This is a genomic window from uncultured Christiangramia sp., assembly GCF_913046405.1.
Classification (GTDB): Bacteria; Bacteroidota; Bacteroidia; order Flavobacteriales; family Flavobacteriaceae; genus Christiangramia; species Christiangramia marina.
This window is the reverse complement of the sequence record NZ_CAJWRQ010000018.1, coordinates 22,578-34,499: the sequence shown is the minus strand read 5'-3', so window position 1 is coordinate 34,499 and position 11,922 is coordinate 22,578. Positions and strand designations below refer to the sequence as shown.

At 39.1% G+C, this 11,922-nt stretch carries 9 protein-coding genes and 1 pseudogene; 5 read left to right on the top strand and 5 right to left on the bottom strand.

The window, feature by feature from the left end:
• Together QZ620_RS04155 and QZ620_RS04150 are read left to right on the top strand one after the other, a co-directional pair.
• Positions 1-870, top strand: a pseudogene (locus tag QZ620_RS04155) (translational GTPase TypA); the annotation flags it as partial.
• A 139-nt stretch (positions 871-1,009) separates the two neighbouring features.
• Entirely contained in the window at positions 1,010-1,915 is a 906-nt protein-coding gene (locus tag QZ620_RS04150) for a DMT family transporter (RefSeq protein WP_295179382.1), read from the top strand.
• Between the two features lie 86 nt (positions 1,916-2,001).
• Here the strand turns inward: QZ620_RS04150 and ppgK are convergent, their stop codons facing one another.
• The 4 genes from ppgK to QZ620_RS04130 form a co-directional block, all read right to left on the bottom strand.
• Positions 2,002-2,748 carry a polyphosphate--glucose phosphotransferase gene (gene ppgK / locus QZ620_RS04145; protein ID WP_295179380.1) on the bottom strand — a complete coding sequence of 249 codons (747 nt, stop codon included), beginning with the start codon at positions 2,746-2,748 and terminating at the stop codon, positions 2,002-2,004.
• Positions 2,749-2,961: 213 nt separating this feature from the next.
• Complete coding sequence (locus QZ620_RS04140; protein WP_295179384.1) at positions 2,962-3,357, bottom strand: fasciclin domain-containing protein; 396 nt, start codon at positions 3,355-3,357, stop codon at positions 2,962-2,964.
• Between the two features lie 35 nt (positions 3,358-3,392).
• A complete protein-coding gene (locus QZ620_RS04135; RefSeq protein ID WP_295179378.1) occupies positions 3,393-3,551 on the bottom strand; it encodes a hypothetical protein in 159 nt (52 codons plus the stop codon).
• Positions 3,552-3,923: 372 nt separating this feature from the next.
• Positions 3,924-4,607 carry an ATP-binding cassette domain-containing protein gene (locus QZ620_RS04130; protein ID WP_141877023.1) on the bottom strand — a complete coding sequence of 228 codons (684 nt, stop codon included), beginning with the start codon at positions 4,605-4,607 and terminating at the stop codon, positions 3,924-3,926.
• 161 nt (positions 4,608-4,768) lie between these two features.
• On the opposite strand from QZ620_RS04130, the gene QZ620_RS04125 reads away from it, so the two are divergent.
• Positions 4,769-7,789, top strand: a complete 3,021-nt coding sequence (locus QZ620_RS04125) for a tetratricopeptide repeat protein (protein WP_295179375.1) — start codon at positions 4,769-4,771, stop codon at positions 7,787-7,789.
• A gap of 26 nt (positions 7,790-7,815) precedes the next feature.
• Positions 7,816-9,552: a TonB-dependent receptor gene (locus QZ620_RS04120; protein ID WP_295179373.1), complete on the top strand. Its 1,737-nt coding sequence runs from the start codon at positions 7,816-7,818 to the stop codon at positions 9,550-9,552.
• A 49-nt stretch (positions 9,553-9,601) separates the two neighbouring features.
• Here QZ620_RS04120 and QZ620_RS04115 read toward each other — a convergent pair whose 3' ends face one another.
• Positions 9,602-10,171, bottom strand: a complete 570-nt coding sequence (locus tag QZ620_RS04115; RefSeq protein WP_295179371.1) for a hypothetical protein — start codon at positions 10,169-10,171, stop codon at positions 9,602-9,604.
• A 122-nt stretch (positions 10,172-10,293) separates the two neighbouring features.
• Between QZ620_RS04115 and QZ620_RS04110 the strand changes: the two genes are divergently transcribed.
• Positions 10,294-11,922: an amidohydrolase gene (locus QZ620_RS04110; protein WP_295179369.1), complete on the top strand. Its 1,629-nt coding sequence runs from the start codon at positions 10,294-10,296 to the stop codon at positions 11,920-11,922.

The following is an 11,922-nucleotide window of genomic DNA, read 5'->3' as shown; positions in this document are numbered from 1 at the left end:
ATTAACGATTCTCCTTTCTTCGGAAAAGATGGAAAGTTTGTGACTTCAAGACATATCAAGGAAAGACTGTACAAAGAACTTGAAAAGAACCTTGCGCTTCGTGTTCAGGAAACTGATAGTGCAGATAAATTCATGGTCTTTGGAAGAGGGGTACTTCACTTATCTGTTCTTATTGAGACAATGAGACGTGAAGGTTATGAGCTTCAAATTGGTCAGCCACAGGTAATTATTAAAGAAATTGACGGAGTGAAATGTGAGCCAATAGAAGAGCTTACGATCGATCTTCCGGAAGATGTTTCTGGAAAAGCTGTGGAAATGGTGACTATGAGAAAAGGGGAGATGCTTTCTATGGAATCAAAAGGAGAGCGAATGAATATTCAATTCCTTATTCCTTCCAGAGGTATTATTGGTCTTAGAAACCAGTTGCTTACTGCTACTGCAGGTGAGGCGATCATGGCGCACAGATATAAAGAATATCAGCCGCTTAAAGGTGGAATTCCTGAAAGACAGAACGGTTCTTTAGTTTCTATGGAGAAAGGAAAAGCAATTCCTTATTCTATCGATAAACTTCAGGACAGAGGTAAGTTCTTCGTAGATCCGGGAGAGGATATTTACGAAGGTCAGGTAATTGGTGAGAATTCACGCCAGGATGATATGGCGGTGAATATCACTAAAACGAAAAAGCTTTCTAACGTACGTTCTTCAGGAGCAGACGACAAGGCGAAGATCGTTCCTGCAATTAAGTTCTCTTTAGAAGAAGCTTTAGAATATATTCAGAAGGATGAGTATGTTGAGGTAACTCCACAGCACTTAAGACTAAGAAAGATCTATCTTACCGAAAACGAACGTAAGAGAAATAAGATCGTATAATCTTATCAACCATAATTTTGAAAAGCCTACCGTAAGGTGGGCTTTTTCATGCAAAATTTTCGCCTGAAGTTTTAAAATAGCTGTCTGCGGGGGTGTTCTGCGAAGAAGGAACGCTCTAAACTTAATTGTTTAAAAATACATGGATAAATCTGTACTTAAAGGATCAATTCTGGTAGCACTTGGAGCGTGTAGCTACGGGATGCTTACCACTTTCGTGAAATTAGCCTATGAAGATGGTTATACTTCACATGAGGTTACCTTTTCACAAATGGCACTTGGTCTACTGGGACTTTTACTTATAAATCTTTTTGTACGAAAGAAAGACAATACTGTCACCGGAACTTCCAGGAACCGCAGTAAATTGAAATTGATCGCGGCTGGAACTACATTAGGTCTAACCAGTTTTTTCTATTATCTCGCTGTGAAATATATACCGGTCTCTATTGGGATCGTAATGTTAATGCAGAGCGTATGGATGGGTGTTGTACTGGAAGCCATCATGAAAGGGAAAAAGCCAGGTACTAAGAAGATTCTAGCAGTAATTGCTATTCTTGCAGGGACGCTACTGGCCACTAATGTTTTTAAAGATTCATTCGAGATCGATTGGAGAGGAATAGGCTGGGGAGTTCTGGCTGCCATGTCCTACACAGGAACGATCTATTGCTCTAACACAGTTTCTCTGGAAATGCATTCCCTAAAACGAAGTTTATGGATGATGCTAGGTGGTTTTATCGTGGTGAGTGTCATTACATTGCCTTACCTGATCGTTGAGTTCAATACCAGTATCTTCCTGAACTGGGGATTGATATTAGCCTTGTTTGGAACTATCCTGCCTCCGTTGTTATATACAGCTGGAATGCCGAAAATTGATGTGGGTCTTGGTGCGATAATTTCCTCTATCGAATTGCCTGCAGCTGTTTTGATGGCATATTTTTTACTGAATGAGCAGGTGGATCTTGCGCAATGGCTGGGAATTGGTTTAATTCTGCTTGCCGTAGTTCAAATGAATTTAAAGAAGAGTCAGCACGCTAAAGCAAAGGAGTAGTCTTTCTTCGGAATGGTATGAAAATTCTGGTTTTCCATCTGAAGTTTTTGAAAATAGCAAGATTCTGTGGTATTTAGAAAAGAGATTTACCTCGCATATTTTAAATAGGCTGCGAGTGCTGCACCCAGAATACCGGAATCATTTCGAAGTTCAGCGGGAATTAAAGGGACTTTGATCTTTAGATGATCTTTAAATTTATCCCAGTCATTTGAAATTCCGCCACCAATAATGATGGTATCTGGATTCAGAATTTTTTCGACGTATTGAAGGAAGGTGTTAAATCTTTCACCCCATTCCTGGTAGCTAAGTCCTTCTTCGGTCTTAATGGAAGAAGCCGCCCATTGTTCAATTTTCTCGAACTCTTTGTATGGGATCTGGCCCAGTTCAAAATTTGGAATGAGTTCGCCTCGCAGGTAAGCACCACTGCCAAGGCCTGTTCCTATAGTGATCATTAATACAAAACCATCATGAACTTTTCCTGCACCAAAATTGATTTCAGCCAGTCCGGCGGCATCTGCATCATTGATAACACTAAACTCAAGTCCGGTGGCACTTTCGAATAAGTGATCTATATCTTTTTCCACCCAGTCGGGGTGTAAATTTCCTTCGTGTTTACAAATACCTTTTTTGACTATGGTTGGAAAACCACAGCCTACAGGTCCTTTATGATCGAAATAAGAAACCATTTGAGAAACGGCATTTACTATACCTTCAGGTTTGCGGTCTTGTGGAGTCGGAATTCTGTGAACGGCAGTTTTCAATGATCCAGTCTGCATGTTTACAATGGCTCCTTTCAAACTGGAACCGCCAATATCTATTCCTAAAATATCCATGAATTTATTTGAGTGGATACAAGTTAATAAAAAGGAAGTTTTTACTCAGCTGTTTCCTGAAAATTATCATTTCTGAAATTCTTATGGACAATGTCTAATTCTGAGGCAGTTGTATTTATGATCTAGATCTTAAATATCGATTTGATTTGAAATGTAGAAATAAAAAAGCCACCCTAAGGTGACTTTAAAAATATGGTAGATTATATATGAGCATTATAATTCGGGAACCAGTACTTCATCGATTACGTGAATCACTCCATTGCTAGCTGGAATATCGAATAAGCCAGCACCTACCAGGATAGAAGCGTCTGTTTCCATGTCACTGTCGTTTGTATCTATTCCAGCAGAGCTGTTCACATAGATCGATGAACCTAGCAAAGTCTCAATTTCTCTTGGTTTATTCTTAGGCACTACACTATTGCTGAAACGTCTTCCTTCAGTAACGTGATAAGAAAGAATTGCAGCGACCTGTTCTGGTGTAAAGTCTGTTAAACTATTATCTCCCAGAAATATTTCAAAAGCAGCATCTGTAGGAGCGAAGACGGTATTTTGATCAGATTCTGCGAATAATGAAGTAATACCAGCATAATTTAAGGCAGCTAAAAGCAGGGTGAACTGTGCGTCCTCTTCAGCTGAAGCAAACTTTACGACGATAGCAGCGATACTTTCGTCACTTTTCTGGGCAGCAACAGAAGCTTTGCAATAGCATCTGCAGTGTTCAGCTCTTCTGAGACAGGTTCCTGTTCACAGGAAATAAAAAGAATCATTAGCAGGGCAATTCCGAAGGAAGATAAAATTCTCATAATATTTAAGTTTTGATTATGAGATAAATATATATTTAAAAACAATTTTGTCTAACTTAATCAACTAAAAATTAAACAAATTTTAATCTACTGATAATTAATGTTTTATACTTAAGGGTTAAGTATAGTTGCAATAGTAAAACTTAGGGTGAATAAGTGCTATCGCTGAAATGCAATTCTAAAATTCGGATGAATCAGTCCTGTTTTTCCGCTTCCTAATGCTGAAAATAGACGCTACTAGAATAAACAAATTCGATATGGTAAGCAGGTAAAAAACAATATCAAAACTATAAGGGTAAGCGAGCCAGAAGTTTGCCGCTATCAAAATTACTGCAAGTACAGCAAGTATAGGTGCCCCTTTTCCTAAATTCATTAAACCGATTTCTGAACTACCTCGAAAACTCTCTGGCCATCGCACTTTAAGGTTTTGGAAGGATACTTTAGCAATAAGGCATAATCGTGAGTAGCCATAAGAATGGTATTACCATTCTTGCTAATTTCCTGCAATACCTCCATTACTTCCACAGAGGTTTGTGGATCCAGGTTTCCGGTAGGCTCATCTGCAAGGATCAATTCAGGATCATTCAACAATGCTCGAGCAATCGCCACACGCTGCTGTTCTCCACCAGAAAGCTGGTAAGGATATTTAAATCCTTTGGTTTTCATACCCACTTTATCCAGTACTTCATCGATTTTACTGTCCATTCCTTTTTTGTCTTTCCAGCCTGTAGCCTTCAGTACAAAAAGCAGATTGTCTTTTATATTACGATCTGTTAGCAATTTAAAATCCTGAAAAACAACTCCCAGTTTTCGTCTTAGAAATGGGATATCCTTTTCCTTCAAGGTCCGAAGATTATAATCTACAATGCTTCCTTCACCTTCAGTTAAAGGCAGGTCTCCGTACAATGTTTTCATAAAGCTACTTTTACCAGTACCTGTTTTTCCTATCAGGTAAACGAAATCACCTTTATAGACGGTGACATCCACTTCAGATAAAATAAGGCTTTCGCGTTGGTAGATGGCGGCGTTTTTTAGTTCAAGTACAGTTTGAGACATGGGTTGCTAACGTTGAATATTCGGGTAAAATTATGCTCAAATATACATTTTTCAAGGTGCAGCTACATACTTTTTTTACCATTAACATAATTATAGAAGTTAAACAACGTTATAGAATCAAGCTTTAAATTATCTTTGATTTCCAATCTAAAACATCATAAATGACACTGAGAAAAGCTTACCTGCTAGTCGTTTTCATATCCTTCTCATTTTCCGGTATTTGTCAGCAATCTGCTGCATATACACATGAACTGGTTGATTTCAATCGGGCACTGGAATTGTATAATAATGAGCAATATCTCGCCGCTCAAAACCTTTTTGACGAGGTGATGGACGAGACCGATGATGAAAAGATTAAGGGAGATGCTGCGTATTATATCGCCAATGCTGCGGTGAGACTAAATCAACCAGGAGCCGACAGGCTTATGGAGAATTTTGTGACCAGGTATCCTACCAGCACAAAAACCAATTCGGCTTACCTTGATGTAGCCGATTATTATTTCCAAACCGGTAAATATGCGCTTTCCAGGAAGTGGTACGACCGCGTGGATGAGAATGCCATGAGCAAAAAAGACAGGGAGAGATATTACTTTAATAATGGGTATGCATATTTTCGTTCCAATCAATTCGAGGAGGCTCAAACTTACCTGAACCGCGTTCGGGATTCCAAAGAATATGGCGCACAGGCGAAATATTATCTTGGTTATATCGCCTATGAAGGGGATGACTATGAGGAGGCCAACGAATATTTCGAAGAAGTAAAAGGAAACGATCGGTACACCGAAGATCTTTCGTATTTCCAGGCAGACATGAACTTCAAGCTTGGGAATTTCGAAAAAGCAATTGAACAGGGACTTGAGCAGTTACCGAAAGCTAACCGACAGGAGATACCGCAGTTGAATAAAATAATAGGAGAGAGCTATTTCAATCTTGGGAAGTACCAGGAAGCGATTCCTTATCTAAAAGGTTACAACGGCCTGCAAGGTAAATGGAATAACACAGATTATTACCAGCTTGGTTACGCTTATTACAAACAGGGTAATTATGAAGCGGCGATCAGTGAATTTAATAAGATCGTTGATGGTAAAAATGCGATCGCACAGAACGCTTACTATCACCTTGCTCAATCATATCTTGAGAGTGACCAGAAGCAACAGGCTTTAAACGCTTTTAAAAATGCGTCTGAAATGGAGTTTGATGCAAAGATCAAAGAAGACGCGCTTTTCAACTACGCTAAACTTAGTTACGAGATCGGAAATTCTTATGAGAGTCCGTCACAAGTGTTGATCAATTACCTGAACGCTTATCCAGCATCAGAGCACAAATCTGAAATGGAATCGCTACTTATTGATTCCTTTATTACTTCAAAAAATTACGAAGAAGCGATGAGATTGCTGGAAAATAACAGAAACTTCAGTGATAAACAGGCTTACCAGAAAGTTGCTTATTTCTACGGACTGGAACTTTTCGAAGAAGCAGAGTATTACGAGGCGATCAAGAATTTTGATAAAGCTCTTAAAGAACCTAGAAACCAGGATATCACAGCGAAAGCTACTTACTGGAAAGCTGAAAGTGAATACAATATTAATAGAATGGATGATGCCATTCTTGGATATCGCGAGTTTAAAGGAATGAGCGCTGCAAAAAATACTCCGGAATATGAAGATCTGGACTATAATATTGGGTATGCGTATTTTAACAAGAACGATTATACTCAGGCGGTCAACTACTTTAAGTCATTTGCCTCTTCAGCTTCTGCGGAAGGAGCAAAGAAAAACGATGCACTTTTAAGACTTGGGGATACCTATTATGTAACCAGCCAGTACTGGCCAGCGATGGAAGCTTATCAAAAAGCTATAGACAACGGAGTGAGCAATGCAGATTATGCTGCTTTCCAGAAATCTATCAGTTACGGTTTCGTAAATAGAATTGATACCAAACTGGAAGAATTGAATGGTTTCATTAATCGTTACCCACGCTCACCATATCGTGATGACGCGATGTATGAGTTGGGGAATACCTATGTAGCTGCAAATAATACAGACCAGGCGATTCAATCTTACAATCGACTTATTCGTGATGTGCCGGAAAGTGCACTGGTTCCAAAAGCGATGCTAAGGCAGGGGCTTATCTATTACAATAATAATGATGGGAATAAAGCATTGGAGAGACTGAGAAAAGTGGTTGCTGAATTCCCTAATACTCCGGAAGCAAAGCAAGCAGTGTCTACCGCAAGAAACGTATATGTAGATTTAGGTAGAACCGATGAGTACGCAGATTGGGTAAGAAATATCGACTTTGTAGAAGTAAGTGATTCAGATCTTGACAATGCTACGTATGAAGCAGCAGAAAATCAATATCTGAACAACAATACTGCGAAAGCAATGGCGAATTTTGAAAAATATGTTCAGAATTTCCCGAACGGGATTCACTCCATCAATGCTAATTTCTACCTCGCTCAGCTATATTATCGTGATGGAAAAGTGGACAGATCGATTGCTAATTATCGATATGTGACTTCCAAACCTAAAAACGAATTCAGCGAGCAGGCACTAACACGTTTATCTGAAATTTACCTGGAGAAGAAGGATTATGCACAGGCACTTCCTCTACTGGAAAAACTTGAAAAACAGGCAGATAATAACGAGAATGTGGTGTTTGCTCAGCAAAACCTGATGAAGTCTTATTATGAAACTGGAAACTTTGCAAAAGCTAATGTGTATGCTGAAAAAGTATTAAGCAACGCTACAGCAGATACTGAAGCCAGTAATGATGCGAGGATTATGGTTGCTAGAGCAGCTATCAAATCGGGTAATGAATCTAAAGCGAGATCTGCTTACAAAGAAGTTCAGAAAACTGCTACGGGAGAACTTGGCGCTGAAGCATTATATTATGATGCTTATTTCAAGAACAGGGATAAGAACTTTGAAGCTTCGAATGCTGCTGTACAGATCCTGGCAAAAGATTTCTCAGGATATAAAATGTGGGGAGCGAAAGGTCTTGTGTTAATGGCTAAAAACTTCTACGCTCTGGGCGATGCTTACCAGGCGACTTACATTCTGGAGAATGTGATCAAGAACTTCCAGAATTACCCGGATATTGTTTCTGAAGCAAAAGCTGAACTAAGTAAGATCAAAGCTCAGGAAGCAAAAACCAATTCTTCAGTAGAAACCAACAACTAAAAATAATCTAATAGATTCACTGCTATATGCGATTTCAAGCAATTAAGAAAAATCTGTTTTTCGGTCTAATCCTGTTTGGTGGGATATTATATGCCCAGGACCCTTTAGGTAGCGAAACGGTAACCGTAGTTAAACCATATACACCATCTGTTCGAGATGCGAGTAAGATAAAAGCCAGTCCGGTTAGAAATGACTCGGTTACTTTGCAAAAAAAGCCTGTGCAATATTCCATATTTTCTGTTCCGGTGGCCTCAACATTTACTCCGGTAAAAGGTCGGGCTACCACCGTGGAGCGTGTAAGACCACCAAAGGTCTATGATAATTACGCGACACTTGGATTTGGAAACTACTCCAATGTTCTCGCAGAATTCTACTCTAATATCGAAATTGATCGTAGTAAGAATTTTGGTGTTTTTCTAACGCATAATTCGTCCCAGGGAGGGATTGATGATGTCTATCTGGATGATAAATTCTACGATACCGAGTTAAATTTAAATTACAACACGAGAAATCGGGATCTTTCCTGGATTGCCGAGTTTGGAGCTGAGCATCAATTGTTCAACTGGTATGGACTACCGGAATACAATGTGCCGGCAAATCCTGATACCTCTCAATTTCTGGCCAATCTAGATCCTCAGCAAAATTACTATTCTGTTTACGTTGGAAGTGAGATCGAATTATATGATAGCTTCTTCGAAAAGGCAAAAGCCAAATTCAGACATTCCGGAGATGCATTTTCCACTGCCGAAAATCACTTTAATGTAGATGGTCTTTTTGAAGTGGAGATCGCTGAGGAGTTGATCACAACCAAAGTTGGAGCAGATATTCTAAACGGGAAGTTCGAGCAACGTTATGACTCCAATGAAGGGTATGATTATACCTATATGATCTTCAATGCAAACCCAAGTTTATTGATCCTGAGAGATGATCTTAGTATTAATTTGGGTGTAAATTTCGTGTATGGTGCAGATGTGGAGAACAGCGATGGGGACATTTACATCTATCCTACCGTGAACGCGAGTTATAAACTTGCCGGGGATTACTTTACAGCCTATGCTGGTCTTGATGGTGATCTTGAACAGAATACATATTATAATTTCTACCAGGCGAATCCATATATTTCACCAACTCTTACAATCAGGCCAACCGATGGTAAATACAAAGGGTATGTTGGTGGAAAAGGGAAGCTATCCAACGCGATCTCCTATAATCTAAAAGCCAGTTATCAGTCTCAATTTGACAAACCATTGTTCCGAAGAAATTACGATGCGATGGTCCTGGATGGGGAACCATATACTAATGGAAACAGTTTTGATGTGGTGTATGATGATGTGAAAACTCTTGCACTTGCTGCGGAATTAAATGTGGATGTAAATAGAAACTTCAGGTTAGGAATTAATACTGAATTTTTAAATTATAACACAGATGATCAGGCAGAAGCATGGAATTTGCCAAATATGACGGCTAGTCTGAATGCAGATTATCAGATAACTGAAAAATGGTATTCTGGAGCGAACCTGTTTTTTGTAGGTGAACGTAAAGATGAAAACAGGTCTCTAAGCCTGACCTTCGTAGATCCAATAGTTACTCTAGATAGTTATTTTGATGCTAACGCTCATGTTGGATATAGATTCAATGATCAATTATCTGCATTTGTAAAAGGAAGTAACCTGTTGAACAATAATTACCAGAAATGGATGGACTACAACGTTCAGGGTGTTCAGGTTCTGGGTGGAGTAACCTATAAATTCGATTTTAATTAATTATTACATCCACTATAAAATTCAAAGGAACCTGAATAGGTTCCTTTTTTTATTCTACAGTAAATCTAAATAGATCGGGTTCATCTGAATTTTTGAAAGTAGTAAGTAGATAAACCAGTACTCCGTTATTGCTATCTACATAAAGGTTGAGAGGTTGCTGATAGTAACTGCTAACAAAAAACTCTCCAGGCTGTTTTAGAACGATACCAAATTCACTTTGAAAGTTCTGTCCGTTTAAAAAAGCGGTAGCAATGAGCGCACTACTGGTAGAAACTTCCCCTTCACGACTGATTACTTCATCTGGGCTCAGACTCAGTAGCGTAGGATTCTCGAATCCTGTTTGCTGGTACAGGTCCAGGTAGGCATACAACCTATCTGAATTTCCAGCTACTTCAGAAATATTAAGTACCTCACCATTATGTTCCAGATTCACGGGAACTTCAGTTTTGATCCATATCGTATCGTTCAATGCATAGCTTGTACTTGAATCTTTAATTTCAATAAGTTCAGGTGCTTCTATAGAGTAGGTGGGGGGTTCGATATAATCATCCTCTCCGGGACAGCAGAAACCTGCGCAAAGAAAAACAAGTGACCAGCTAAATGTGCTTAATTTCATCATGGTATTATGAAGATACAGATTTATATATTTGGTTGCGTGCCGCTACTCGCATTTCCTTAATTTTCCGTGAATTACACTTCAAGCTTATACTTCTTTGATTATTTTAGTTGAAAATTTAAAATATGAGAAGATTATTACTGGTTTTTGCCATTTTTCTTACGTTTTCAAGCGTAGCACAGAAACAGGAGGCAGATCTTTTAGTGTTCAATGGCGTAGTTTATACCGTCGATTCTGAATTTAATACTACGGAAGCTTTTGCAGTCAAAGATGGTAAGTTCCTTAAAGTTGGAACTGAAGCATCTCTTAGAGAAGAATTCGATTTTTCTGAAGAATTAGATGCTAAAGGAAAATCGATATATCCAGGTCTTATCGATGCTCATGCACATTTCTACGGTCTTGGAATGCAGCAACAGCGAGTGGATCTTACCGAGACTAAAAGCTTTGCTGAAGTTGTTACAAGAATCGAAGAATTCCAGAAAAGAAATAAAACAGAATTTATCGTAGGTCGTGGATGGGATCAAAATGACTGGGAAGTAAAGGAATTTCCTGTAAAAGACACCCTTGATCAATTATTTCCTGATACGCCAATAGCAATTACCAGGATAGATGGTCATGCGATGCTGGTAAACCAGGCTGCTCTTGATAAGGCGGGTATTACTACGAATACAGAATTTGATGGTGGGGATATTGAGCAAAAAAACGGGAAACTAACCGGGATTCTTGTTGATAATCCAATGATGCTTATCGAAGAGATCACAGACCGCACAGACATTGAAACACAGAAGAAAGCCTTACTGGCTGCTCAGGAAATCTCATTTTCTTATGGATTAACCACGGTAGATGATGCAGGACTGGACAAGCGGGTAATTGAGCTTATTGATAGTTTAAATAATACTGGAGAATTGAAAATTCGCTTGTATGCGATGCTAAGTAACAGCGATAAGAATCTTGATTATTATCTTGCAAAAGGACCTTATAAAACTGATCTGCTCAACGTACGTTCAGTGAAATTCTACGGAGATGGAGCCCTTGGTTCTCGTGGAGCAGCATTGAAAGAACCTTATTCAGATCGTGATGATCATTATGGTGCATTGCTTTCTCCGGTTTCAGAATTTAAAGCTACTGCCGAACGTATCGCGAAGACTGGTTTTCAGATGAATACGCATGCCATTGGTGATTCTGCTAATTATATGGTTCTTAAAACCTATGATTCACTTTTAAGTGATTCCGAAGATAGAAGATGGAGAGTGGAGCATTCGCAGGTGATCGATGCAGATGATTTCAAATATTTCAGTAAAAATATCCTCCCATCCATCCAACCCACGCATGCAACCAGCGATATGTACTGGGCTGAAGAAAGACTTGGGGAAGAAAGGATCAAAGGCGCTTATGCCTATAAAAAACTTTTAAATCAGGCGGGAATGGTAGCTCTTGGAACAGATTTTCCTGTAGAACAGGTTAATCCATTTCTTACATTCTACGCAGCCGTAGACAGGCAGGATACCAAAAACTTTCCTGAAGGCGGGTTTATGAGAGAAGAAGCCTTAAGTAGAGAACAGACCTTGCGTGGAATGACCATCTGGGCGGCATATTCCAATTTTGAAGAGCAAGAAAAAGGGAGTATTGAAGCAGGTAAATTTGCAGATTTTGTGATCCTGGATCGTGATCTAATGAAAGTAGAGATCGACAAAGTGCCAGAGACCAAAGTGATCTCAACTTTTGTAGCAGGGGAGCAGGTCTATAAGAACTAA

What these genes read in the sequence shown, in the direction of transcription:
- QZ620_RS04150 (WP_295179382.1), top strand. Translation starts at nt 1,010, where the DNA reads ATGGATAAATCTGTACTTAAAGGATCAATTCTGGTAGCACTTGGAGCG.
- ppgK (WP_295179380.1), bottom strand. Translation starts at nt 2,748, where the DNA reads ATGGATATTTTAGGAATAGATATTGGCGGTTCCAGTTTGAAAGGAGCC.
- QZ620_RS04135 (WP_295179378.1), bottom strand. Translation starts at nt 3,551, where the DNA reads ATGAGAATTTTATCTTCCTTCGGAATTGCCCTGCTAATGATTCTTTTT.
- QZ620_RS04130 (WP_141877023.1), bottom strand. Translation starts at nt 4,607, where the DNA reads ATGTCTCAAACTGTACTTGAACTAAAAAACGCCGCCATCTACCAACGC.
- QZ620_RS04125 (WP_295179375.1), top strand. Translation starts at nt 4,769, where the DNA reads ATGACACTGAGAAAAGCTTACCTGCTAGTCGTTTTCATATCCTTCTCA.
- QZ620_RS04120 (WP_295179373.1), top strand. Translation starts at nt 7,816, where the DNA reads ATGCGATTTCAAGCAATTAAGAAAAATCTGTTTTTCGGTCTAATCCTG.
- QZ620_RS04115 (WP_295179371.1), bottom strand. Translation starts at nt 10,171, where the DNA reads ATGATGAAATTAAGCACATTTAGCTGGTCACTTGTTTTTCTTTGCGCA.
- QZ620_RS04110 (WP_295179369.1), top strand. Translation starts at nt 10,294, where the DNA reads ATGAGAAGATTATTACTGGTTTTTGCCATTTTTCTTACGTTTTCAAGC.